The following is a 25,386-nucleotide window of genomic DNA, read 5'->3' as shown; positions in this document are numbered from 1 at the left end:
ACCTCAAGGAGGAGGACTCATGAGCATCACACGGAGCGGGCGGATCACGGCGGGAGCCGTCGTCGCCGTGCTGGCCACGTCGCTGACGGCCTGCTCGGCGGGCGGCGGCGGTGGCGGCGGGTCCGACGAGGGCGCGACCGCCGAGGAGATCGAGGCGGCCCTCCAGGAGGGCGGCACCATCGACTACTGGACGTGGACGCCGCAGGCGGAGAAGCAGATCGAGGCCTTCGAGGCGGCCTACCCGAACATGACCGTGAACCTCACGGACACCCAGGGCGCGGAGGAGCACAACACGGCGCTCCAGAACGCGATCGCCGCCGACAAGGGCATCCCCGACGTGGCCCAGCTCGAGTACCAGTCGGTGCCCCAGTTCCAGCTCCCGGGTCAGCTCACCGACCTGACGGCCTACGGGCTCGGCGAGCACGAGGACCTGTTCACGCCGTCGACGTGGGGCGCGGTCGCGCTGGCCGACGGGCTGTGGGGCCTGCCCCAGGACTCCGGCCCGATGGCCCTGTTCTACAACGCCGACGTCTTCGAGGAGAACGACCTCGTGGTGCCGACCACCTGGGACGAATACGTCGAGCAGGCGCGGAAGCTGAAGCAGTCCGACCCCGAGAAGTTCCTGTTCAACGACGACGGCAACGGGCCGGGCGGCGTCACCTCGATGATCTGGCAGGCCGGCGGCAAGCCGTTCCAGGTGGACGGCGACACCGTCACGATCGACCTCGCCGACGAGGGCACGCAGAAGTGGGCGGAGACGTACCAGCAGCTCCTCGACGAGGACCTGATGTCGGACATCACGGGCTGGAGCGACGAGTGGTACCAGGCGCTCGGGGACGGCACCATCGCGTCGACGATCGTCGGCGCGTGGATGCCCGGCATCTTCGAGGACGGCGTGCCCGGCGGGGCCGGCGCGTGGCGTGTGGCGCCGATGCCCACGTACGACGGCACGCCGGTCAACGCCGAGAACGGCGGATCGGCCGACGTGATCCCGGCCGGCGCCGACGACAAGCTGCTCGCCGCGGGCTTCCTCCAGTGGCTCAACACCGATCCGGAGAGCATCCAGGCGTTCCTGGACACGGGCGGGTTCCCGGCCACGGTCGCGGAGCTGGGCTCCGAGGAGTTCCTCGGCTACGAGTCGGAGTACTTCGGCGGGCAGAAGATCAACGAGGTGCTCGCGGCCGGCGCGGGCGACGTGGTGGAGGGCTGGCAGTACCTGCCGTGGCAGTCGTACGCGAACAGCATCTTCTCGGACACGGTGGGGCAGGCGTACCTCGACAAGTCGTCGCTGCTCGACGGCCTCGCGGCGTGGCAGGAGGAGAACGTGCGGTACGGGCAGGAGCAGGGGTTCACGGTCAACGGCTGACGCCGCTCGCGCCGGGCTGAGGTCGGTCCCTTGCGGGGACGGCCCTGGCCGGTTCGGCCGTCTGCCTCGAGATCGGTCACTTGATGGACCGATCTCGAGGCAGACGGCCGAACTGGTGGCAGCGGGGGCCGCAACGGGCCGATCTCAGGTGGGAGCGGGCCGATCTCAGGTGGGAGCGGGCCGATCTCAGGCGGGAGCGGGCCGATCTCAGCGGGAACGTGCCGATCCCAGGCGGGAGCGGGCCGATCTCAGCAGGGCGGGTTCCGGTCACCCCAGGTTCCGGTCACCCCGGGTTCCGTCGGCCACGGGCGCCTGGGGTCTGTGCCCGGTCCTGTCCCGATTCTTGCGGGCCGGCTGTCGTAACGTATCGTGTGAGCGCTAACATCGCCCTCGGCGGGATGCTCTCGCCGTGGTGAACGACGACCACACGAACGACGCCCTGCGACGGTGCGGGGCAGGACGGAGCGGCCAACGATGGCGGAGCGGCAGGACGACGCGGCGGGGCTCACCGGTCTCCGGGAGGCGATCGAGCAGGGACGGACCGCCCTCGGCATCGAGCTCGGCTCCACCCGGATCAAGGCGTGCCTCGTCGGTCCCGGCAGCGCGCCGCTCGCCAGCGGCAGCCACGACTGGGAGAACCAGCTCGTCGACGGTGTGTGGACCTACTCGCTGGACGCCGTCTGGTCCGGGCTGCGGGACGCCGTGGCCGGTCTGCTGGACGACGTCGAGCGGCAGTACGGCGTGCGGCCCACCACGTTCGGCGCCATGGGCGTCTCGGCGATGATGCACGGCTACCTCGCGTTCGGCGAGGCGGATGAACTGCTGGTGCCCTTCCGCACCTGGCGCAACACGAGCACCGAGCGGGCCGCCGTCGAGCTGACGAGCCTGTTCGGGTACAACATCCCGCTGCGCTGGTCGGTCGCGCACCTCTACCAGGCGATCCTCGACGAGGAGCCGCACGCCCCGCGGGTGCGGCACCTCACCACGCTCGCCGGCTACGTGCACTGGCGCCTGACCGGGCAGCAGGTGCTCGGCGTCGGCGACGCGTCCGGCATGTTCCCCGTCGACGCGGCCACCACGGACTACGACGCCCGCATGCTGGCGCAGTTCGACGAGCTCGTGGCGGGCCGCGGCACGGACGCCGACGTCGCCGCCCTGCCGGCCGTCGCCGACCTGCTGCCGCGGGTCCTGCCCGCCGGCGCCGACGCCGGCGCGCTCACGGAGGAGGGCGCCGCGCTGCTGGACCCGACCGGCACCCTCCGGCCGGGCATCCCGCTGTGCCCGCCCGAGGGTGACGCGGGCACCGGCATGGTCGCGACCAACTCGGTGGCGCCCCGGACCGGCAACGTGAGCGCCGGGACGAGCATCTTCGCGATGGTCGTCCTGGAGCGTCCGCTGGAGCGGGTGCACGAGGAGCTGGACTTGGTCACCACACCTGCCGGTGACCTCGTGGCGATGGTGCACTGCAACAACGGCGCCAGCGAGCTGGGTGCCTGGGCCGAGGTGTTCGGCCAGTTCGCGGCCGCGCTCGGGCAGCCCGCCGACCCGGGCGCCGTCTTCGAGGCGTTCCTGCGCTCCGCCCTGGACGGCGACGCCGACGGCGGCGGCCTGCTCGCCTACAACTACCTGTCCGGCGAACCCATCACGCACCTGGAGGCCGGGCGCCCGCTGTTCACGCGGACACCCGACAGCCGGCTCACGCTGGCCAACTTCGCGCGGACCCAGGTCTACAGCGCGTTCGGCACGCTGAGCCTCGGCATGCGCGTGCTGGCCGAGGAGCAGGTTGGGCTGGACGCGATGTTCGCGCACGGCGGCATGTTCAAGACGCAGGGCGTGGCCCAGCGCCTGCTGGCCGCCGCGCTGGGCGCCCCGGTGGCCGTGGGCCGCACGGCGGGCGAGGGTGGCGCCTGGGGGATCGCGGTGCTGGCCGCCTACCGGGCGGCCGCGCAGGGCGCGCCCGCACCCGCGCAGGACCTGGGCGCCTGGCTGGCCGCCGAGGTGTTCGCGGACGCCGAGCTCGACGTCGTCGAGCCGGACGCCGGCGACGTGGCGGGTTTCACCGCCTTCCTGGAGCGCTACAGCGCCGGTCTGGCGATCGAGCGCGCCGCCGTCGCCGCCCTTCGTACCCGAGAGACGACACAGGAGAACGACTGATGACCGGCAAGACCCTGACCGACTACCCGCAGGCGGTACGGGACGAGGTGGCGCGCGTCCGCGTGGTCGTCTCGGACCTGCACGCCGAGCTGCCGCGCTGGGGCCTGGTGGTCTGGACGGCGGGCAACGTGTCCCAGCGCGTGCCCAACCCCGCCGTGCCGGACGGCAGCGCCGACCTGTTCGTCATCAAGCCGTCGGGTGTCTCCTACGACGACCTCACACCGGCCGACATGGTGGTGTGCGACCTCGACGGCACGCTCGTGGACGGGACGCGGTCGCCGTCGTCCGACACCGCTGCGCACGCCTACGTGTACACGCACATGCCCGAGGTGGGCGGCGTCGTGCACACGCACTCGACGTACGCGACCGCCTGGGCCGCGCGAGGCGAGGAGGTGCCGTGCGTGCTGACGATGATGGCCGACGAGTTCGGCGGTCCCGTGCCGGTGGGGCCGTTCGCGATCATCGGTGACGACTCGATCGGGCGGGGCATCGTCGAGACCCTGAAGGGCCACCGCAGCCCCGCCGTGCTGATGCAGAACCACGGCCCGTTCACCATCGGCAAGGACGCGCGCGCCGCCGTCAAGGCCGCCGTCATGGTCGAGGAGGTGGCTCGCACGGTGCACGTCGCCCGGCAGCTGGGCGACCCCCTGCCGATCGAGCAGCAGCACGTCGACTCCCTCTACGACCGCTACCAGAACGTCTACGGCCAGCAGGCCGGTGTCACCACGGAAGGACAGGCATGAGCACCAAGCCCTACGCGGACCGCGAGGTCTGGTTCCTCACGGGGAGCCAGGACCTCTACGGCGAGGAGACCCTGGCCCAGGTCGCGGAGCAGTCCCAGGAGGTCGCCCGGGCGCTGGACGCGTCCTCGGACGTGCCGGTCACGATCGTGTGGAAGCCGGTGCTCAAGGACTCCGGGTCGATCCGCCGCGCCATGCTCGACGCCAACGGCGACGACAAGGTGCTCGGCGTCATCACCTGGATGCACACCTTCAGCCCCGCCAAGATGTGGATCGCGGGCCTGGACGCCCTGCGCAAGCCGCTGCTGCACCTGCACACGCAGGCCAACGTCGAGCTCCCCTGGGACGAGATCGACATGGACTTCATGAACCTCAACCAGGCCGCGCACGGCGACCGCGAGTACGCGTACATCGCCACGCGGCTCGGCGTCGCGCGGACCACGGTCGCGGGGCACGTCTCCAACCCGGCCGTGACCCGCCGGGTGGGTACCTGGGTGCGCGGGGCGGCCGGCTGGGCCGCGACGCACGAGCTCACGCTGGTCCGGTTCGGCGACAACATGCGCAACGTCGCGGTCACTGAGGGCGACAAGACCGAGGCCGAGCTGCGGTTCGGCGTCTCGGTGAACACCTGGGGCGTGAACGAGCTGGTCGCGGCCGTGGACGCCGTCGAGGACGCCGCGATCGACGCCCTGGTCGCCGAGTACGAGGCGAAGTACGACGTCGCCCCCGAGCTGCGCGCCGGTGCCGAGCGGCACGACTCGCTGCGGTACGCCGCGCGCCAGGAGATCGCGCTGGAGGGCTTCCTGGAGGCGGCCGGCGCCAAGGCGTTCACCACCAACTTCGAGGACCTCGGGGCGCTGCGCCAGCTCCCCGGTCTCGCGGTGCAGCGCCTCATGGAGAAGGGCTACGGCTTCGGCGCCGAGGGCGACTGGAAGACGGCGGTGCTCGTCCGCGCCGCCAAGGTGATGGGGCTGGGTCTGCCGGGCGGCGCGTCGCTGATGGAGGACTACACCTACGACCTCACGCCGGGCTCCGAGCTGATCCTCGGCGCGCACATGCTGGAGGTCTGCCCCACGCTGACCACCTCGACGCCGCGCATCGAGATCCACCCGCTCGGCATCGGCGGCAAGGAGGACCCGGTCCGCATGGTGTTCTCGGCGGACGCCGCCGAGGGTGCCGTCGTGGTCTCGCTCGCCGACATGCGCGACCGGTTCCGCCTGACCGCGAACGTGGTCGACGTCGTCACGCCGCCGCGCGACCTGCCGAACCTGCCGGTGGCACGGGCGATGTGGGCGCCGCGGCCGTCGTTCGAGGTCTCGGCCGAGTCCTGGCTGACGGCGGGCGGTGCGCACCACACGGTCATGTCGACCGCCGCGGGCATCGAGGCGTTCGAGGTGTTCGCGGACATCGCGCGCACCGAGCTGCTGGTCATCGACGAGGACACGACGCGCCGCGGCTTCGCCGACCAGGTGCGCCACAACGCGGCGTACTACCGCTTGTCGCAGTCCCTCTGACCTCCCCCGCCTAGACAGGACCAGGGCGAGACGGAACCCAGGCGCGCTCACGCGCTCCGCGTTCCGTCTCGCCCTGGTTCTGTCTCGCGCCAGTTCTACCTCCTTGTGCTGCCCGCCTTGTGCTGCCTCGCCCTGTGCTGCCCGCCTTGGTTCGAGGAAGGGGCGGTTTCGTTACTCGAATGTGACGTGGGTCACTCTGTCGGCACGCCGATGTGAGCGCTAACATTTCGTCGGGCACTACGCCGCTAGCCCTCGCACGACGCCGTGCGAGATCTCAAGGAGGAGACATGGCACGCAGGACCCTGACCCGTACCGTTCTGGCCGCCGTGTCGGTGGCCACACTGTTCACCCTCGGCGCGTGCAGCTCGGACGCCGGCACCCAGACCGGCGGTGGCGGCGAGACCGGCGCCGCCGCTGACGACGGCGTGATCACCCTCGGCTTCTCCCAGGTGGGCGCCGAGTCCGGGTGGCGCGCCGCCAACACCAAGTCGATCCAGGACACGCTCACCGCGGAGAACGGCTTCGACCTCAAGTTCTCCGACGCGCAGCAGAAGCAGGAGAACCAGATCCAGGCCATCCGCTCGTACATCACGCAGGGCGTGGACGTCATCGCGTTCTCCCCGGTGGTCGAGACCGGCTGGGACGCCGTGCTCCAGGAGGCCAAGGCCGCGGGCATCCCCGTGATCCTCACCGACCGCGCCGTCGACTCCAGCGACGAGACCCTCTACGAGTCGTTCATCGGCTCGGACTTCGTCAAGGAAGGGGAGATGGCCGGCGAGTGGGCCGTCGAGCAGTACGACGGCGAGGGCTACAAGGCCGTCGAGCTCCAGGGCACCACCGGCGCCGCGCCCGCGATCGACCGCAAGGAGGGCTTCGAGTCCGCCATCGCGGGCTCCGACATCGAGATCATCGACAGCCAGACCGGCAACTTCACGCGCGCCGAGGGCAAGACCGTCATGGAGGGCTTCCTCAACGCCCACGACGACATCGACCTCGTCTTCGCGCACAACGACGACATGGGGCTCGGCGCGATCGAGGCCATCGAGGCCGCCGGCCTGACGCCGGGCGAGGACATCAAGATCATCACGATCGACGCCGTCAAGGACGGCATGCAGGCGCTCGCCGACGGCAAGATCAACTACATCGTCGAGTGCAACCCGCTGCTCGGGCCGGACCTGGCGGAGATCGCCCAGAAGGTCATCGCCGGCGAGGAGGTGGAGAAGCGCATCGTCGTCCAGGACGAGGCGTTCGACCAGGAGGCCGCCAAGGAGGCGCTGCCCACCCGCGAGTACTGACCGTTCGACGGGCTGGGGCGGGTGTCGCGGCGCCCGCCCCGCCCGGCATCCGCAGGGCAGGTCGCAGCACGTCAGACAGAAGGTCGAGGATGACCCAGCAGACCACACCACCCGTCGTCGAGATGACCGGTATCAGCGTCGAGTTCCCGCCGGTCACGGCCCTGGACGGCGTCGACCTCAGCCTCCGGCCCGGCGAGATCCACGCCCTCATGGGCGAGAACGGCGCCGGTAAGTCCACCCTGATCAAGGCCCTCACGGGCATCCATGCGCCGACGGCGGGGACCATTCGCGTGGACGGTGTCGAGCGCCGGTTCTCCGGCCCCGCCGATGCCCGGGCGCACGGCGTCAGCACCGTGTACCAGGAGGTCAACCTCTGCGAGAACCTCACGGTCGCGGAGAACATCATGCTCGGCGCCGAGCCGCGCGTGCTCGGTGGTCTGAACTGGCGGGCGATCCGCCGGCAGGCCGCCACGCACCTGCGGCGGATGGGCCTGGACATCGACCCGGGCTCCTCGCTGGGGTCCCACTCGCTGGCGGTGCAGCAGCTCGTCGCCATCTGCCGGGCCACGGTGGGGGACTGCAAGGTGCTCATCCTCGACGAGCCCACCTCCAGCCTGGACACCGACGAGGTGGCGCGGCTGTTCGACGTCATGCGCGGCCTGCGCGACGACGGCGTCGCGATCCTGTTCGTGAGCCATTTCCTGGACCAGGTCTACGAGGTCTCCGACCGGATGACGGTGCTGCGCAACGGCGCCCGGGTGGGGGAGTTCGTGACCGCCGACCTGCCCGCCGCCGAGCTGGTGCAGCACATGATCGGCCGGTCCATGGACGTGCTGGAGGCCGCGGAGGAGGTGCTGGAGCAGGCCGAGCGGCCCGCCGACGCGACCCCGCTGCTGCAGGTGGTGGGCCTGGGTCGCAAGGGTTCGGTGCAGCCGTTCGACCTCGACCTCTACGAGGGCGAGGTGGTCGGCCTGGCCGGCCTGCTGGGCTCGGGCCGCACCGAGCTGGCCCGCCTGCTCACGGGCGCCGACCGGGCCGACGCCGGACAGGCCCGCGTGGCCGGCCGGGCGACGCGCCTGCGGAACCCGCGTGCGGCCATGCGCCACCGGATCGCGTACACGTCCGAGGACCGCAAGGGCGAGGGCGTCGTGGACGGCCTGACCGTGCGGGAGAACATCGTGCTCGCGCTCCAGGCGGAGCGCGGCTGGATGCGGCCGCTGCCGCGCAGGCAGGTCGACGAGCTGGTCGCGAAGTACATCCAGCAGCTCGGTATCCGACCTGCCGACCCGGAGGCGCTGCTGCGCAACCTGTCCGGCGGCAACCAGCAGAAGGTGCTGCTCGCCCGGTGGCTCGCCACCGCGCCCAGGCTGCTCGTGCTGGACGAGCCGACCCGCGGCATCGACGTCGGCGCCAAGGCGGAGATCCAGAAGCTGGTGGCCGAGCTGGCCGCCGACGGCATGGCCGTCGTCTTCATCTCCGCCGAGCTGGAGGAGGTGCTGCGCATCTCGCACCGCATCGCGGTGCTGCGCGACCGCCGCAAGGTGGCGGAGATCGACGGGGCGGGAGCGACGATGGACCAGGTGGTCGATCTCATCGCAGGGGGTGGCCGGGAATGAGGGACGTCCTGCGCCACCACCTGTTCTGGCCCGTCGCGGCGCTGGTCGCGCTGCTGGTGGCCAACACCGTCGCCCGGCCGGGCTTCCTGGCGGTCACCGTCCGGGACGGGCACCTCTTCGGCGCCCCGGTCGACATCCTGCGGACGACGGCGCCCCTGCTGCTCGTCGCGCTCGGCATGACCCTGGTGATCGCGACGCGCGGCATCGACCTCTCGGTCGGTGCGGTGGTCGCGGTCTCGGGGGCGGTCGCGCTGTCGCACATCGCGTCGTCGCCGGACCCGGACTCGCCGGTCACCGTGCTCACGGCGGTCGCGCTGGCCCTGGTGCTGTGCCTGCTGCTGGGCGTGTGGAACGGATTCCTCGTCTCCGTGCTCGGCATCCAGCCGATCATCGCCACGCTGATCCTCATGACGGCGGGCCGTGGCGTGGCCATGCTCATCACCGGCGGCATGATCACCACCGTCAACAGCGCGCCGTTCAAGACGCTGGGCTCCGGGTTCTGGCTCGGCCTGCCCGCCGCCGCAGTCCTCGCGTTCGGCGTGTTCGCCGTGGTCGCGTTCGTGGTGCGGCGCACCGCGCTCGGCATGCTGCTGGAGGCCACGGGCATCAACCCGGCCGCGAGCCGGCTGTCCGGCGTACGGTCCCGCACGCTGACCTGGACCGTGTACACGGCGTCGGGCCTGTTCGCCGGCCTGGCCGGGCTGCTGATCAGCGCTGACACGATGGCGGCCGACGCCAACAACGCCGGCCTGTTCATCGAGCTCGACGCCATCCTCGCGGTGGTGATCGGCGGGACGGCGCTCTCGGGCGGCAAGTTCAACCTGTCGGGCACCCTGGTGGGCGCGCTGGTGATCGCCACCCTGGAGCGGACCGTCACCGTGCTCGGCATCTCGCCGCTGGTCACGCCCCTGTTCATGGCGCTGGTCGTCATCGCGGTGACGCTGCTCCAGTCGCCTCGGATGCGGGAGCGGCTCACGGCCGCGCGCCGCCGCCAGGTCATGGCGCCGGCGGGGCCGCCGTCCGCCGCCCGTCCTGGCCCGACACCCGGCTCGACGCCTGGCTCGAATCCTGGCTCGGCCCCCGACTCGACGGAGGTGAAGGCCTGATGACGACGTCGGCCCCCGCCCGTACCCCGCGCATCCGCCGCGGGCTGCGGCTCCCCGCCCGGCTGGACCGGCGCTACCTGCCGGTGCTGGGCACGTTCGTGGTGCTCGCCCTGATGCTGATCGTGGGCGGCACCCGGTACGAGAACTTCCTGACGCCCGCCGTGATCTCCAACCTGTTCATCAACAACGCGCACCTCATCGTGCTCGCGGTGGGCATGACCTTTGTGATCCTCACGGGCGGCATCGACCTCTCGGTCGGTGCGGTGCTGGCGCTGTCCACGGTGATCACCGCCGCGCTGCTCCAGGCCGGGCTGCCCGTGGCCCTGGTGATCCCGCTCGCCGTGGGTGCCGGGACGGTGATCGGCCTGGCGCACGGCGTGATGATCCAGTACTTCCAGGTGCAGCCGTTCGTGGCCACGCTCGCGGGCATGTTCCTCGCGCGCGGGCTCTGCTTCCTCATCGCGCCCGAGTCCATCGCCATCGACGACCCGTCGTTCGTGGCGCTCGCGAGCTGGGTGCAGATCTTCGGCGAGTGGCGCATGACCTCCAGCGTGCTCATCGCGCTGATCGTGGTGGGCCTCGGCTTCCTGGTGCTGCACTTCACGCGGTTCGGCCGCACCGTCTACGCGATCGGCGGCGGCGAGCAGTCCGCGCTGCTCATGGGCCTGCCCGTGGCCCGCACCAAGGTGCTCGCCTACGTCGTCAGCGGCACGTGCGCCGGGCTGGGCGGGCTGCTGTTCGCGATGTTCTCCCGGTCCGGCTACTCGCTGACCGGCGTGGCCATGGAGCTCGACGCCATCGCCGCCGTGGTCATCGGCGGCACGCTGCTGACCGGCGGCACCGGGTTCGTGCTCGGCTCCGTGCTGGGCGTGCTGGTGCTGGGCCTGATCCAGACCATCATCACCTTCGAGGGCACCCTCAGCTCCTGGTGGACCAAGATCGTGATCGGCGTGCTGCTGCTGATCTTCGTGGCCCTCCAGCGGGTGCTGAGCCTCCGCCGCACATAGCCACGTGACTGACTCACCGTCCGGGTGCGCCGGGGCGGGATGTTGAGCGCCACCCGCGCTTCGAGCCCACGGGACGACCCCCAGCCCGTACGGTTGACCCGTGAGCAAGCTGCCCGAGGACGTCCGGGAACGCCCGATGCCTGATCCTGACGAGCTGCGGCAGCTCGTCGCCGAGCTGCGCCGCCTGGTGCTGACGTACAAGTTCGGGATCGACGAGGTCATGACCAAGATCTCGATCCTGCGCGACGAGTTCCGGCACATGCAGAACTACAACCCCGTGGAGCACGTGGGCTCCCGGCTCAAGTCGTTCGAGTCGATCGTGGCCAAGTGCCGTCGCAAGGGCATCCCGCTGACGCCGGAGGGCGTCCGCGAGCAGATGTTCGACATCGCCGGCGTGCGCATCACGTGCAGCTTCGTCAACGACATCTACCTGGTCCGCGACATGCTCCTGGCGCAGTCGGACATGACCCTGCTGGACGAGCGCGACTACATCAAGCACCCGAAGACGACCGGGTATAAGTCGCTGCACCTCATCGTGCAGATTCCCGTGTTCCTCTCCGACCGGGTGGAGAAGGTGATCGTCGAGATCCAGCTCCGCACCATCGCCATGGACTTCTGGGCGAGCCTGGAGCACAAGATCTACTACAAGTACGACGGCGACGTGCCGCGCCACCTCACCGACTCGCTCAAGCTCGCCGCCGACGTCGCCTGGTCGCTGGACACCTCGATGGAGCGCATCCACGACGAGGTCAAGGCCATCTCGGGCGACGAGGAACCCGTCGCGAGCCGGCACAACCTGCACACCCCCGAGGAGATGCTGCGCGACTTCTGGCGGGCAGCGGAGGCCGACGGGGGCTTCGGGTTCGACAGCAAGCCCTGACCCGCCGTGCCGGGTCCGACGTGCTGGTCATCTCCGTGACCTGCACGTCGGACCCGTGCTCAGGACGAGGCGAGCGAGCCGGACAGAGCGGTCCACGACTCCGGCGGCAGAGTCACCGTGGTCGTGGCGCCGTGCCCAGGAGCGACCCGGCCGGCCACGTCGAACGCCCCCCAGTGATCCTGGACCACCTTTGCGGCGTGCTCCGGCCCGGCCACCGCGGGCTCGTGGTCCGCGGTCATGGACCAGCCCTCGGTGATCTCCAGCGCCGCGCCCGGATGGGCCACCTCGACGTCGACCGCCTCGGGCGAGCGGTTGGTCAGGAACAGCGCCACCGCCCCGTCCGCCAGCGTGGCCGCCGCGGTCACCGCCGGGACCTCGCCGTGGGCCTTGGTCGTGAGGGTCGGCGTGGACACGCGCAGGTCGAGCGCCTCGCCCTGGGCCAGCCGCGCCGTCGTCGCGAACGGGTGGAACGTGGGCTGCCGCCACGCCTCGCCGCCCGGCTCGGTCATGATGGGCGCGATCACGTTGACGAGCTGGGCCAGGCAGGCCACCGGTACGCGGTCGGCGTGGTTCAGCAGCGTGACCAGCAGGTCGCCCACCACCACGGCGTCGAGGCCGGAGTAGACGTCCTCGATGATGCGCGGGGCGTCCCGCTGGATCGGCAGGTTCTCCTCGCCGGGGAACCGGGTGGTCAGGTACCAGACGTTCCACTCGTCGAAGCTGATGGTGATCTTCTTGTCCGAGCGGCGCTGCGCCCCCACGGCGTCGGCGGAGGACTCAACCCGTTCGATGAAGCGGTCCATCGCGGTGCCGGAGCCGAGGAACGACGCGCGGTCGCCGTCGACCTCCTCGTAGTAGGCGTGCATCGAGATGTGGTCCACCAGGTCGTAGGTGTACTCCAGGACGGTGCGCTCCCACTCGCCGAACGTGGGCATCTGCATGGACGACGAGCCGCAGGCGACGAGCTCGATCGACGGGTCGACGAGCTTCATCGCGGCGCCGGCGTTCCGGGCCAGCCTGCCGTACTCGTGCGCGTCCTTGTGGCCGATCTGCCACGGGCCGTCCATCTCGTTGCCCAGGCACCAGAGCTTGACGCCGTAGGGCTTCTCCCGGCCGTTGGCGATGCGCAGGTCGGCCCAGCGGGTGCCGGCCTCGCCGTTGCAGTACTCCAGGAGCGCCACGGCCTCCTCGACACCGCGCGTACCGAGGTTGACGGCCATCATCGGCTCGATGCCCTCACGCTCGGCCCACTGCAGGAACTCGTCCGTGCCGACGAGGTTGGGCTCGACCGTACGCCAGGCCAGGTCGAGGAACGGCTTGCGCTGCTCCACCGGCCCGACGGCGTCCTCCCAGCGGTAGTTCGACACGAAGTTGCCGCCGGGGTACCGGACGGTCGTGACGCCCAGCTCGCGGGTCAGGTCGGCCACGTCACGGCGGAACCCGTGCTCGTCCGACGTCGGGTGGCCGGGCTCGTGGATGCCCGTGTAGACCGCGCGGCCCAGGTGCTCCACGAAGGAGCCGAACAGGCGGCGGTCGACCGTGCCCACGGTGAAGTCGGGGTGCAGCAGGACGCGGGTGGGGGAGGTCGTCATTGTTCCTCGCTGATGTGTCGGGGCGGTTCTACAACGTTGCACATTAGCGGATGGGCGACGGCGCAGCGATGCCCGTCCTCTACCCTGTGGAAAAACTCGCCCGACCGGAGGCTGGCAGCGTGGCCGTGACGATGCACGACGTGGCGCAACGCGCCGGCGTCTCGATCAAGACCGTGTCCAACGTGGTGAACGGCTACCCGTACATCCGCGCCGCCACCAAGGAGCGCGTCGAGGCCGCGATCGAGGAGCTGGGCTACCGCGTCAACATGTCGGCCCGGAACCTCCGCACGCGGCGCACCGGACTGATCACCCTCGCCGTCCCGGAGCTCTCGCTCCCGTACTTCGCGGAGCTCGCCGACGCCGTCATCTCCGCGGCGGACGCCGCCGGCTGGACCGTGCTCATCGAGCAGACCAGTGCCAGCCGCGAGCGGGAGACCGAGGTGCTGTCGGGCCGGCGCCGGCACCTGACGGACGGGCTCATCTTCTCGCCGCTGGCGCTCGGGCCCGACGACCTCCCCCTGTTCTCCGTGGACTTCCCGCTGGTCGTCCTGGGCGAGCGGGTATTCGGCGCGCCCGCCGACCACGTGACCATGAACAACGTGGCCGCGGCCAAGGCCGCGACGCTCCACCTCGCCTCGCTGGGCCGACGCCGGATCGCGCTGATCGGGGCGCACGCGGAGGAGCGGGTCGGCTCGGCCGCGCTGCGCACCGAGGGGTATCGCGCCGGGCTCGAGGAGGCCGGGCTGCCGTTCGACCCGGCGCTGGTCGGGGAGGCCGTGCCCTGGCACCGCCAGACCGGTGCCGAGACCATGAGCCGCCTGCTCGACGACGGCGTGGAGATCGACGCCGTCTTCGCGCTCAACGACGCGCTCGCGCTCGGCGCCCTGCACGCCCTGCACGCGCACCGGATCGACGTGCCGGGGCAGGTCGCGCTCATCGGGTTCGACGACGTCGACGACGCCCGCTACTCGGTGCCCGCGCTCTCGTCGGTGGACCCGGGGCGTGACCAGATCGCGCACACCGCCGTCGAGCTGCTGCTGGAGCGCATCGCCGCGACGGGCGAGCCAGCGCCGTTCCGCAGGGTGGTGCCGGACTCGCGGATCGTGGGGCGGGAGTCCACCGGCGAGGGCGGCGAGGTGGTGGGCGTGCAGAAGGGCGGCACCGAACCGGTCGTCGCCGACCTCACCTGGGCCTGACCGTCCGGCGGCGGAGACCGTGCTGCTGCTCACGAGTGGCGCGACGTAGGGCGACGTCGTCCTGGCGCGGGGGCGTCCGGTACCGGTGCGCCGGATTCAAGAGTTGATCCAAGAGTTGACTGTATCGATGCCGTAACCATCCAGGAAGTTCTCCATACTCAGGCCCTACCACGGCTACCGTGATCCCCGTCACCAACGGCCGTGGCGGTTTTCAGCCGACGCGGTTTTGACCAACGGGCTTGTGAGCGTTCACAATCTGTTGCGTTCACAAAGTGAAGTCGGCCGGGGTTGCAGAGACGTGCCCGGGCACACACTCGAAGAGGAGAAGTCATGGCAAGGAAGCTGTGGGCTACGCGTGGTCTGGCCGCGCTGGCAACGGGCGCTGTGGCCGTGTCGCTCGCCGCGTGCGGCGGTGGCGGCGCCGGCGGTGGCGGTGCCGGCGGGAACGGTGGCGGGGACGGTGAGGCGGGCGGCCTCGTCGGCGTCGCGATGCCGACCGAGACCTACGAGCGCTGGAAGGTCGACGGGGCTGCCGTCGAGGACGGGCTGAAGGAGGCCGGCTACGAGGTCGACCTGCAGTTCGCGGGCGACAACATCCCGACCCAGCAGCAGCAGATCGACGCGATGATCAACAAGGGCGCCGAGGCGCTCATCATCGCCTCGATCGACGGCACCGCGCTGGGCAGCCAGCTCGAGGCCGCCGCTGCCGCGGACATCCCGGTGATCTCCTACGACCGCCTGATCCGCGACTCGGACAACGTCGACTTCTACGTCACGTTCGACAACTACGAGGTCGGCGTGCAGCAGGGCACCTCGCTGCTGACCGGCCTGGGCATCCTCGACGAGAACGGCGAGGAGGCCGCGGACGCGCCCGAGGGCCCGTTCAACATCGAGCTGTTCGCCGGCTCGCCCGACGACAACAACGCCGGGTTCTTCTTCGACGGCGCGATGTCGGTGCTCCAGCCGTACATCGACGACAAGACCCTCGAGGTGCCGTCGGGCCAGACCGAGTTCGGCACGGTCGCGATCCAGCGCTGGGAGCAGGAGCGCGCCCAGAGCCGCATGGACGACCTGCTGACCTCGACGTACACCAAGGGTGACAAGACCGTCGACGGCGTGCTGGCCCCGGCCGACGTGCTCTCGCGCGGCATCATCACCGCCCTGCAGAACGTCGGCTACGGCGAGGGTGACCTCCCGATGCCCGTGATCACCGGGCAGGACGCCGAGGCGGCGTCGGCCAAGCTGATCCAGGACGACGTGCAGTACTCGACCATCTTCAAGGACACGCGCCTGCTGGCCGAGCAGGCCGTCGTCGCGGCCACGTCCTTCCTCGAGGGCAACGAGCCCGAGGCGAACGACACCGAGACGTACGACAACGGCAACAAGGTCGTGCCGTCGTACCTGCTGCCCACGGTGATCGTCACCAAGGACAACCTGCAGAAGGAACTGATCGACACCGGCTACCTCACCGAGGAAGAGGTCGCCTCGGGTCAGGTCGACGAGTAGGCCTGACGCCTCGTAGGTCCGGTCGACACCGCTGACGTCCCGTCCGCCGGTCGGTGGTCGCGCTCCCAGAGATCCGTCTCCACGAGCCCGGCCACCGGCCGTCGGCCAGGACCACGCGGAGGTCGACCCTCCGCACCATCACTATTGGCGACAAGTACGCGACAAGGACTGGCATGGCCGATTCGGCGCCGACCGACATCCTCGAGATGCGCGGCATCACCAAGACATTCCCTGGGGTCAAGGCGCTCCAGGACGTCAACCTCACCGTCCGCCGGGGCGAGATCCACGCGATCTGCGGCGAGAACGGGGCGGGCAAGTCGACCCTGATGAAGGTGCTGTCGGGCGTCTACCCGTTCGGCTCCTACGAGGGCGACATCGTGCTCGACGGCGAGATCGCCCAGTTCGGCACGATCAACGACTCCGAGGCGCGGGGCGTGGTGATCATCCACCAGGAGCTCGCCCTCGTCCCGTACCTGTCGATCGCCGAGAACATCTTTCTCGGGAACGAGCGTCGCCGCGCCGGCGGCGCCATCGACTGGAACAAGACCAACTCCGAGGCCGCCGAGCTGCTCGCGCGGGTGGGCCTGAGCGAGTCGCCCACCACGCCGATCTCCGCGCTGGGCGTGGGCAAGCAGCAGCTCGTCGAGATCGCCAAGGCGATCTCGAAGGACGTGCGGCTGCTCATCCTCGACGAGCCGACGGCGGCGCTGAACGACAACGACTCCGAGCACCTGCTCGGCCTGCTCCGGCAGTTCAAGGAGCAGGGCATCACGTCGATCATGATCTCCCACAAGCTGGCCGAGATCGCCGAGATCGCCGACACCACCACGATCATCCGTGACGGCCGGTCGATCGAGACCTTCGACATGGCCACCGCGGGCGACTCGTCCGAGGCGATCCAGGACCGCATCATCCGCGGCATGGTGGGTCGCGACCTCGACAACCGGTACCCCGACCGCGAGTCGCACCCCGGCGAGGAGGTGCTGCGCGTCGAGGACTGGACGGTCTACCACCCGACCCAGCCTGGCCGCGTCATCGTCGAGAAGGCGAACCTGAACGTCCGCGCCGGCGAGGTGGTCGGCATCGCCGGCCTCATGGGCGCCGGACGGACCGAGCTCGCGATGTCGCTGTTCGGCCGTTCCTACGGCCGTGACATCAGCGGCACGGCGTACATCCACGGCCGGCCGGTCGACGTGCACAACGTGCCGGACGCCATCAAGGCGGGCATCGCGTACGTGTCGGAGGACCGCAAGCAGTACGGGCTCAACCTCATCGAGGACATCCGCCGGAACATCTCGGCGGCGGGCCTCGGCAAGCTGGCCAGGAACGGCTTCGTGGACGAGAACGAGGAGCTCAAGGTCGCGGAGGAGTACCGCGCGTCCATGAACATCCGCACCCCCAACGTGCTGACGGAGGTGGGCAAGCTCTCGGGCGGCAACCAGCAGAAGGTCGTGCTGTCCAAGTGGCTGTACACCGCGCCCGAGGTGCTGATCCTCGACGAGCCCACCCGCGGCATCGACGTCGGCGCCAAGTACGAGATCTACACCATCATCAACGAGCTGGTCGCGGCGGGTAAGGCCGTGCTCGTCATCTCGTCGGAGCTCCCCGAGCTCCTCGGGATCTGCGACCGCATCTACACCCTGGCCTTCGGCCGCATCACTGGCGAGGTCGACGTGCCCTCCGCCACCCAGGAAGGACTCATGGCTCTCATGACGCAGGAGACCACGCAGGAGGCGACGGCATGACCGGCATCGCCAACATCCGGGAGCTGCTCACCCGGAACATCCGCACCAGCGGCATCTACATCGCCTTCGTGGCGATCATCGTGCTGTTCTCGGTGCTCACCGACGGGCTGCTGCTCAGCTCGCGGAACCTGACCAGCCTCGTGCTGCAGTTCTCGTACATCCTGATCCTCGCCATCGGCATGGTGATCATCATCATCGGCGGGCACATCGACCTGTCGGTGGGTTCGGTGGTCGCGCTCACGGGCGCCGTCGCGGCCGTGCTCGTCATCCGTCAGGGCATGCCCTGGTGGGTCGGCGTGCTCGCCGCGCTCGGCACAGGCCTGCTGGTCGGGGCCTGGCAAGGCTTCTGGGTGGCGTACGTGGGCATCCCAGCGTTCATCGTGACGTTGGCGGGCATGCTCCTGTTCCGCGGCCTGACCCTCGAGGTGCTCAACAACGTCTCGCTCTCGCCGTTCCCGGCGGAGTACACGGGCATCGCCACGGGCTTCCTCAACGGCCTGCTCGGCGGCTACGGGTACGACACGTTCACGCTCGTCATCTTCGCGATCGGCGTGCTGGGCTTCGCGTACAACTCGTGGCGCAACCGCCGCGCCCGGATCGCCTACAACCAGACGGTCGAGGCGCCGGTGCTGTTCGTGCTGAAGATCGTGGTGGTCGCCGCAGTGGTCATGTGGTTCGCCTGGAACCTCGCCACCTACCGTGGTCTGCCGACCGTGCTGATCATCCTGGCCGTGCTGGTCATGGTCTACACCCTGGTGACCAAGCACAGCGTGTTCGGCCGGCACGTCTACGCCATCGGCGGCAACCTGGCCGCGGCCCAGCTCTCGGGCGTGCGGGTCAAGCGCGTGAACTTCTGGATGTTCGTGAACATGGGCTTCCTCGCCGCGATCGCGGGCGTGGTGTACTCCGCGCGGTCGAGCGCGGCCCAGCCGGCGGCGGGCAACATGTTCGAGCTCGACGCGATCGCCGCGTGCTTCATCGGTGGCGCCGCGGTGACCGGCGGTATCGGCACCGTGACGGGCGCGATGGTCGGTGGTCTGATCATGGCCGTCATGTCCAACGGCATGTCGCTCATGGGCGTCGACCAGTCCACGCAGCAGATCGTCAAGGGCATCGTGCTGCTCCTGGCCGTCGCGTTCGACGTCTGGAACAAGAAGCGGGCCGCAGCGACCCGCTGACCCCTCACCCCTGCCGAGACGGAACGGTGGCGAGGTGGAACCGCAGGCTTGCTGCGGTTCCACCTCGCCACCGTTCCGTCTCGCCACCGTCGTCCCCGGCGGGTGTGCGGAGGTGGGTGAGAATGGGCAGATGGTCCCCTCCGCTCCCGGGTCCCGGCGTGGCCGCCGTCCCGCCGGTCAGGACGCCCGGTCCGACATCCTGGCCGCCGCCCGCGACGAGTTCGTCGAGCGCGGCTACGAGGCCTCGTCGCTGCGCTCGGTGGCCCGGCGGGCCGGCGTCGACCCGGGCACGGTGCGGCACTGGTTCCCGGACAAGGCCCGCCTGCTGACCGCGACGCTCGGCGTGGCGGGCATCGAGCCCGCGACCGTGGTCGAGCGCGTCTCCGACGGTCCGGTCGAGTCCCTGGGGGAGCGTCTCATGGAGGCGGTCGTCGGGCTGTGGGACTTCGACGAGGGCGACACCGTGCGCGTCGTGATGCCGGCGGTCATCTCGGACGCCGAGCTGCGCGGTCTGCTGCCCCAGTTCATCGGCGCCGCGATCCTGCGGCCGGTGATGCACGCCCTCGGTACACACGACGCCCCGCTGCGCACCGCGCTGGTCGCCTCCCAGATGGCCGGCGTGCTCCTGACGAGGTACCTCATCCGGCTGGAACCCCTGGCCTCGCTGCGGCCCGCCGAGGTGGCCCGCCTCGTCGGCCCCACCCTCCAGCGCTACCTCACCGGCCCGCTCCCGATCGTCGAGGTCCCGGACGCCGGGCCTCTTGCGCCGCGCGACGAGGCGGGCGCATAATTCCTCACATGAGGAAAAGTGCGGTCGTCATCCGGGACCTCCGGGTGGTGCGCGGCGGCAGGCCGATCATCGACGGGCTCGACCTGGCCGTGCCCGTCGGCTCCGTCGTCGGGCTGCTCGGGCCGTCCGGTTCGGGCAAGACGACGCTCATGCGCACCGTCGTCGGTGTGCAGGACAAGGTGACCGGGTCCGTGGAAGTGCTGGGCGCCGCGGCCGGCACCCCGGCACTGCGCCGCCGGGTCGGGTACATGACGCAGGACGCCAGCGTCTACACCGACCTCACCGTGGTCCAGAACCTCAGGTACTTCGCGGCACTGGCCGGCGTGCCGTCGTCCGCGAGGGCGGTGGCGGCGGCCGTGGCCACCGTCGACCTGGGCGGGCACGAGAAACAGCGCGTCGGCACCCTCTCCGGTGGCGAGCGCTCCCGCGTGTCGCTGGCGGCGGCGCTGGTCGGCGACCCCGAGCTGCTCGTCCTGGACGAGCCGACCGTGGGCCTGGACCCCGTGCTGCGGCGCGACCTGTGGACGGTCTTCCGGCGGCTCGCCGCCGAGGGGCGCACGCTCCTGGTCTCCAGCCACGTCATGGACGAGGCCACCCAGTGCGACCGCCTGCTCCTCATGCGGTCGGGCGCACTCGTCGCGGACACCACGCCGGAGGAGCTGCTGACCAGCACCGGGGCACCCGACGCCGAACGCGCCTTCCTCACCCTGATCGACCGGGCGGCCGCCGCCACCCCCGGGGAGGACGTCCGATGAGCCTGACCCTCGCCACCGCCGGCCGCGTGCTCGCGCAGCTCCGCGGCGACCACCGCACCGTGGCCCTCATCATGCTGCTGCCGTGCCTGCTCATCGGCCTCATCGCGTGGATGTTCCACGACCAGCCGCAGGTGCTGGACCGGTTCGGCCCCATGCTCGTGGGCCTGTTCCCGCTCATCGTGATGTTCCTGGTCACCAGCGTCGCCACGCTGCGCGAACGGCAGTCCGGCACGCTGGAGCGGCTCATGACCACGCCGATCCGCCGGGGCGACTTCGTGGCCGGCTACGGTCTCGCGTTCGCGACGCTCGCGCTCGTCCAGGCCTTCGTGGTGGTCGGCTTCGCGCTGCTCGTGGGGATGGACGTCGCCGGGCCGCTCTGGCTCGTCGTGGTGGTCGCCCTGCTCGACGCGATCCTCGGCTGCACGCTGGGTCTGGCCGCCTCCGCGCTCGCCCGGAGCGAGTTCCAGGCGGTCCAGATGATGCCCGCCATCCTGTTCCCGCAGCTCATCACCTGCGGGCTGCTCATGCCGCGGGACCAGATGCCCGAGGTGCTGGAGTGGCTGTCCCGCGCCTTCCCGCTCACCTACGCCATCGAGGCGATGACGTCGCTCGCGGCCGGCGAGGAGTGGTCGGGCGTGCGGGGCGCCGTCGGCGTGATCGCCCTGTTCATCGTGGGCGCGGTGGTCCTGGGTATCCTCACCCTCCGCCGCCGCACGGCCTGATCCGGGTCAGGGCAGGCGGAGGGCGTCGGCGACGTCGCCCCAGTGGACGTACGAGAAGCCCGTCGCGTCACGGTCCGGGTCCGTGTCGGGGCCCGTCTCGGGCTCGTCGTGCGTGACCAGCAGGCCCGACCGGTACCCGCCGACCGGGGCGTTGGACACGGCCAGCCCGTCCGAGCCGTTGACGTCGTCCACGCCGTCGCCTGCCACGCGGAAGGCACCGAGCGGGCGGTTGCGGCCGGTCAGGGCGTAGACGGGGTAGGTGTCGTCACCCTGGCTGGACACGATCACGTAGCCCGTGCGGCCGGGGCCGTACCAGATGTCGACGCCCTCGGCGTCGGCGGTGAGGTGCCTCCCGCCGTACGACGGTGCCGCCGGGTCCACGGGAGCGCACTCCTCGGTCGCGGGGTCGTAGACGTCGTGCACGCCGAAGTCCCGGACCCTGTCGACCAGGCGCGGCTCGCCGGAGCCCAGGGGGAGCGGCACGCGCCACAGGCCCACGTCCTCCTGCGCGGCGTAGAGCGTGCCGGTACGGCGGTCGACGGCGACGCCCTCGAGCTGCGGCCCGGTACCCGGCTCCTCGCAGGGCACCCAGGTGGTGCCGTCGGGCAGCCGGAACTCGCCCGGCATCGCCAGGTGCTCGACGTCGGTGTAGCCCACGCCGTCGGCCCCGGTGGTGAGGCGGGCCGTCGCGATGGTGGTGGTGCCCTCCTGGGTCACCACCGCGTAGGTCGCGCCCCGGCGCTGGTAGACGGCCAGGCCGTAGGCGGTGTGCTCCTCGTCGACGGCCTCCCGGTCCGGGCTGAACAGGAAGTCCAGCCCGGGGGCGGTCACCTCGGTGAGCGGTGTCGCGGCGGCGGCCCCGGCCGGGTCGATCGCGAAGAACCGGATCTGGTCGTTGTACCGGTCCGAGACGACGGCGACGTCCGTCCGCTCGCCGCCCACGTCCAGCCCGTAGGCGATGTCCACGTTGTTGTACCGGCCCGGCACACCGTCCGCGCGGGGCGCCGGCGTGGCCGCGACCGACTGCAGCTCGGTCGCGGCCACGTCGTAGACGCGCAGCCCGCCCTCCTTGGCCGTGGCCACGACGAGCGAGCGCGCCGAGTCCTCGGGGTGCACCCAGATCGCGGGGTCGTCGCCGGAGGCGTTGCCGCCGGCCTCGTCGTCGTACAGCGAGGGCGTCTCCACGGACGTGGTGACGACGGCGGTCCCGTGCGTCCCGCGGTCGCCCGTGGCCGACGCCGGCGCCGCAGCCGGCGTGAGCAGGGACAGGAGCAGCAGGGCGGCCGGCAGGGCGGCGAGGCGACGTCGCATGGACCGAAGCGTCCCGAACGGCGGTGAACGGAGCGTGTACGGCGGCCTGTGATCGGCAGTACGTCAGGTGATCGGCACCCCGGGGTACCGATCACCTGACGTGCTGCCGACCGGCGTGCGGCGTCAGTCCAGCAGCGGGTCCAGGCCCCACAGCGGGAACACCGCGCGCCGGGTGGCCTGGACGGCGCGGTCCACCGGGTCGGCGGGGTCGTAGCCGTCGCGCCACCTCCGGAACGTGACCTCGCCCCTGCCGAGCGTGCGTGCCGCCTCCAGGTCCAGGGACTCGACGACCGCGCGCCACGTGGCGGGCAGCTCCGACCCGCGCACCAGGGGCGCGTGGGCTGCCTCGGCGACGAGCGCCGCCCACGCGAGCGGGACGACGTCGGACACCGCGTACCCGCCACCGCCGAGGGCGAGCCAGCGGCCGTCGGCGTGCTCGTGCGCGAGCGCGTGCGCCCACTGCTGTGCGGTGGTCTGCGCATCCACCGAGACGTCGAGGTTCGAGAGCGGGTCGCGACCGTGGGCGTCGCAGCCGTGCTGGGAGACGATCGCCTGTGGGCGGTGCTCACGGACCAGGGCGGGTACCACGGCGTCGACGGCCCGGAGCCAGGCGGCGCCCGAGGTGCGCGCCGGGACCGGCAGGTTGACGGCCGTCCCCTCGGCGGGCCCGGGCGGGCCCACGTCGGCCGACGCCCCCGTGCCGGGGAACAGCGTGCGGCCGTCCTCGTGGATCGAGACGGTCAGCACGCGCGGGTCGTCCCAGAAGATCGCCTCGACGCCGTCGCCGTGGTGCGCGTCGAAGTCCAGGTAGGCGACCCGCTCCGCACCGCGGTCCAGCAGTCGCCGGATCGCCGCGGCGGCGTCGTTGTAGACGCAGAAGCCCGACGCCGCGCCCGGCATCGCATGGTGCATGCCACCCGCGACGTTCACACCGTGCGAGATCTCGCCGGACCAGACGGCGTCCGCGAGGGCGACGGACCCGCCGAGCTGACGCGCCGCGGCCTCGTGCATCCCGAGGAACAGCGGGTCGTCGTCGGTGCCCAGGCCGCGTGCGAGGTCGGGCTCCAGCGTGGTTCCCGCGCGCCGGACGGCGGCCACGTAGTCGGCGTCGTGCACCGTCTCGATGAGGGCGTCGCTCGCGGGCTCGGCGTCCGCCACCTCCAGCGCGGGCTCCTCCAGCAGACCGAGCGCCTCGATCAGCCGCATCGTCAGGTCGAGCCGGGCAGGAGACATGGGGTGCCCGGGGCCAAAGTCGTACTCGAGGAGTCGCGGACTCCAGACCAGCCGGGCGAGGTGCACCCGCCCACGGTAACGGACCGGGGCGGCGGGCAGCTGCGCGGCCCGGCATCTGGCTGTGAGGCGCCGCCCGGGCACCACGAGCCCTGGAAAGCGGCCAGCGAACCCGTGTCGTGGCAGAGTAGGGCGTCGATCGCCAGGATGTGTGCACGGAGGGGAGCAGGGGCGGATGCCGAGCTTGCGGCACAGGCTGTTCGGCCTCCGGGAGCTGGTCGACGAGCTCGCGTTCCGGGCCCCGGCCCGGCTGGCCGTCACCGTCTTCGCCTGCGTGATCGCCCTGTTCGTGGCGCTCCTGATGGTGCCCTTCGCGACTGCCGACGGCGAGGGGGCGCGGCTGGTCGACGCGCTGTTCACCGCCGTCTCGGCCGTGTGCGTCACGGGGCTCGTGGTGCAGGACACCGCGACCTACTGGTCCCTGTACGGGCAGATCGTGATCCTCGCCGGCATCAAGATCGGCGGGTTCGGCATCATGACCGTCGCCTCCCTGCTCGGCATGATCGTGTCGCGCAAGATCGGGCTGACGCAGAAGCTGCTCACGGCGTCCGAGACCAAGACGAGCCGCCTGGGGGACGTCGGTTCGCTGGTCCGGGTCATCATCATCACGGCGACCACGCTCGAGCTGTCGATCGCGGTACTCCTGTTCCCCCGGCTGGTGGTCATCGAGGACAACGTGGGCACCGCGGCCTGGCACGCGCTGTTCTACGGCGTCTCGTCGTTCAACAACGCGGGCTTCGTGCCCACCACCGAGGGCCTGATGCCGCACGTCGGCGACTGGACGCTGGTGCTGCCGATCGCCCTCGGCGTGTTCATCGGCGCGCTCGGCTTCCCGGTGATCCTGAACATCCAGCGGTCGCTGCCGCGGCCCGGCCAGCGCTGGCACGGCTGGACCAAGCGGCTCTCGCTGCACAGCAAGCTGACCATCGTCACCAGCGGCGTGCTGTTCGTGGTCGGCGCGCTGCTGCTGCTGGTCCTGGAGTGGTCCAACGACGAGACGTTCGGGCCGCTGAGCCTCGGGGACAAGCTGCTGGCAGCGGTCTTCGCGGGGATCATGCCGCGGTCGGGCGGCTTCAGCACGGTCGACGTCGGCGCGATGCACGAGTCGAGCTGGCTCATCCAGGACGCGCTGATGTTCGTGGGCGGCGGGTCGGCGTCGACCGCGGGTGGCATCAAGGTGACGACGCTCGCCGTCATGCTGCTCGCGATCGTCGCGGAGGCGCGCGGCGACCGGGACATCGAGGCGTTCGGCCGCCGCATCCCGCGCGACGTGCTGCGCCTGTCGATCGCCGTCGTGTTCACCGGCGCCAGCATCGTGCTGGTCTCGTGCGTCGCGCTGCTCCAGGTCACCGACCTGCCGTTGTCCCGGGTCCTGTTCGAGGTGCTCTCCGCGTTCGCGACCGTCGGGCTGAGCACGGGCATCACGCACGACCTGCCCGACGCCGGCAAGTACGTCCTGGCGCTGCTCATGTTCGTGGGGCGGACCGGCGCCGTGACCGTCGTGGCGGTGCTGGCGCTCCGCGACCGGCGGCGCATCGTACGCTTCCCCGAGGAGCGCCCGATCATCGGCTGAGGCCTCGGGGCGCGGTACCGGTCACTAGGGTGGCCTGGACGTCCGACAAG

General features: G+C 71.0%; 20 protein-coding genes. 17 read left to right on the top strand and 3 right to left on the bottom strand.

Translation table 11 applies throughout. The features are described from left to right. The first annotated feature begins 19 nt into the window (after positions 1–19). From ACO229_RS19355 to ACO229_RS19315, 9 genes are all read left to right on the top strand, one after another. Entirely contained in the window at positions 20–1,366 is a 1,347-nt protein-coding gene (locus ACO229_RS19355) for an ABC transporter substrate-binding protein (protein ID WP_423462500.1), read from the top strand. 474 nt (positions 1,367–1,840) lie between these two features. Continuing rightward, on the top strand, positions 1,841–3,520 hold the full coding sequence (locus ACO229_RS19350; RefSeq protein ID WP_423462499.1) for a xylulokinase: 1,680 nt from the start codon (positions 1,841–1,843) through the stop codon (positions 3,518–3,520). Continuing rightward, a complete protein-coding gene (locus tag ACO229_RS19345; protein ID WP_423462498.1) occupies positions 3,520–4,263 on the top strand; it encodes an L-ribulose-5-phosphate 4-epimerase in 744 nt (247 codons plus the stop codon). Before ACO229_RS19350 ends, ACO229_RS19345 begins: the two co-directional genes overlap by 1 nt. Beyond that, complete coding sequence (gene araA, locus ACO229_RS19340; protein ID WP_397433322.1) at positions 4,260–5,774, top strand: L-arabinose isomerase; 1,515 nt, start codon at positions 4,260–4,262, stop codon at positions 5,772–5,774. Before ACO229_RS19345 ends, araA begins: the two co-directional genes overlap by 4 nt. A 287-nt stretch (positions 5,775–6,061) precedes the next feature. Continuing rightward, complete coding sequence (locus tag ACO229_RS19335) at positions 6,062–7,069, top strand: ABC transporter substrate-binding protein (RefSeq protein WP_423462497.1); 1,008 nt, start codon at positions 6,062–6,064, stop codon at positions 7,067–7,069. An 89-nt stretch (positions 7,070–7,158) separates the two neighbouring features. Next, complete coding sequence (locus tag ACO229_RS19330; protein ID WP_397433324.1) at positions 7,159–8,685, top strand: sugar ABC transporter ATP-binding protein; 1,527 nt, start codon at positions 7,159–7,161, stop codon at positions 8,683–8,685. Next, a complete protein-coding gene (locus tag ACO229_RS19325; protein WP_423462496.1) occupies positions 8,682–9,791 on the top strand; it encodes an ABC transporter permease in 1,110 nt (369 codons plus the stop codon). The genes ACO229_RS19330 and ACO229_RS19325 overlap by 4 nt, the downstream gene beginning before the upstream one ends. Further along, positions 9,791–10,798 (top strand): galactofuranose ABC transporter, permease protein YjfF, encoded by a 1,008-nt coding sequence (gene yjfF / locus ACO229_RS19320; RefSeq protein WP_423462495.1) that lies wholly within the window; start codon positions 9,791–9,793, stop codon positions 10,796–10,798. The genes ACO229_RS19325 and yjfF overlap by 1 nt, the downstream gene beginning before the upstream one ends. A 100-nt stretch (positions 10,799–10,898) precedes the next feature. Then, positions 10,899–11,678 (top strand): GTP pyrophosphokinase, encoded by a 780-nt coding sequence (locus ACO229_RS19315; protein WP_423462494.1) that lies wholly within the window; start codon positions 10,899–10,901, stop codon positions 11,676–11,678. Positions 11,679–11,737: 59 nt separating this feature from the next. Here ACO229_RS19315 and ACO229_RS19310 read toward each other — a convergent pair whose 3' ends face one another. Beyond that, positions 11,738–13,270 carry an alpha-N-arabinofuranosidase gene (locus tag ACO229_RS19310; protein WP_423462493.1) on the bottom strand — a complete coding sequence of 511 codons (1,533 nt, stop codon included), beginning with the start codon at positions 13,268–13,270 and terminating at the stop codon, positions 11,738–11,740. Positions 13,271–13,389: 119 nt separating this feature from the next. Between ACO229_RS19310 and ACO229_RS19305 the strand changes: the two genes are divergently transcribed. The 7 genes from ACO229_RS19305 (at position 13,390) to ACO229_RS19275 (ending at position 21,162) form a co-directional block, all read left to right on the top strand. Then, entirely contained in the window at positions 13,390–14,466 is a 1,077-nt protein-coding gene (locus ACO229_RS19305) for a LacI family DNA-binding transcriptional regulator (RefSeq protein ID WP_397412990.1), read from the top strand. Positions 14,467–14,796: 330 nt separating this feature from the next. Continuing rightward, complete coding sequence (chvE, locus tag ACO229_RS19300; protein ID WP_423462492.1) at positions 14,797–15,972, top strand: multiple monosaccharide ABC transporter substrate-binding protein; 1,176 nt, start codon at positions 14,797–14,799, stop codon at positions 15,970–15,972. A 173-nt stretch (positions 15,973–16,145) separates the two neighbouring features. After that, positions 16,146–17,717 (top strand): multiple monosaccharide ABC transporter ATP-binding protein, encoded by a 1,572-nt coding sequence (mmsA, locus tag ACO229_RS19295; protein ID WP_423462491.1) that lies wholly within the window; start codon positions 16,146–16,148, stop codon positions 17,715–17,717. Further along, positions 17,714–18,895, top strand: a complete 1,182-nt coding sequence (gene mmsB / locus ACO229_RS19290; protein WP_397412993.1) for a multiple monosaccharide ABC transporter permease — start codon at positions 17,714–17,716, stop codon at positions 18,893–18,895. Before mmsA ends, mmsB begins: the two co-directional genes overlap by 4 nt. Before the next feature lie 130 nt (positions 18,896–19,025). Continuing rightward, positions 19,026–19,685: a TetR family transcriptional regulator gene (locus ACO229_RS19285; protein ID WP_423462490.1), complete on the top strand. Its 660-nt coding sequence runs from the start codon at positions 19,026–19,028 to the stop codon at positions 19,683–19,685. Positions 19,686–19,693: 8 nt separating this feature from the next. Next, the gene (locus tag ACO229_RS19280; protein WP_423462489.1) at positions 19,694–20,440 is read left to right on the top strand and encodes an ABC transporter ATP-binding protein; all 747 of its coding nucleotides are present in this window, start codon (positions 19,694–19,696) and stop codon (positions 20,438–20,440) included. Further along, complete coding sequence (locus ACO229_RS19275) at positions 20,437–21,162, top strand: ABC transporter permease (RefSeq protein WP_423462488.1); 726 nt, start codon at positions 20,437–20,439, stop codon at positions 21,160–21,162. Before ACO229_RS19280 ends, ACO229_RS19275 begins: the two co-directional genes overlap by 4 nt. A gap of 6 nt (positions 21,163–21,168) precedes the next feature. Here the strand turns inward: ACO229_RS19275 and ACO229_RS19270 are convergent, their stop codons facing one another. Together ACO229_RS19270 and ACO229_RS19265 are read right to left on the bottom strand one after the other, a co-directional pair. Next, positions 21,169–22,473: a phytase gene (locus ACO229_RS19270; RefSeq protein WP_423462487.1), complete on the bottom strand. Its 1,305-nt coding sequence runs from the start codon at positions 22,471–22,473 to the stop codon at positions 21,169–21,171. A 123-nt stretch (positions 22,474–22,596) separates the two neighbouring features. After that, a complete protein-coding gene (locus ACO229_RS19265) occupies positions 22,597–23,772 on the bottom strand; it encodes an acetoin utilization protein AcuC (RefSeq protein WP_423462486.1) in 1,176 nt (391 codons plus the stop codon). Between the two features lie 166 nt (positions 23,773–23,938). Here ACO229_RS19265 and ACO229_RS19260 point away from each other — a divergent pair, with 166 nt between their 5' ends. Further along, positions 23,939–25,336, top strand: coding sequence for a TrkH family potassium uptake protein (locus ACO229_RS19260; protein WP_397412999.1), 1,398 nt, complete (start codon positions 23,939–23,941; stop codon positions 25,334–25,336). Positions 25,337–25,386: the final 50 nt, after the last annotated feature.

This window comes from Promicromonospora sp. MS192, assembly GCF_049532985.1.
Taxonomy (GTDB): domain Bacteria; phylum Actinomycetota; class Actinomycetes; order Actinomycetales; family Cellulomonadaceae; genus Promicromonospora.
The sequence above is the reverse complement of the archived record's forward strand: the minus strand, read 5'-3'. Positions and strand labels throughout refer to the sequence as shown.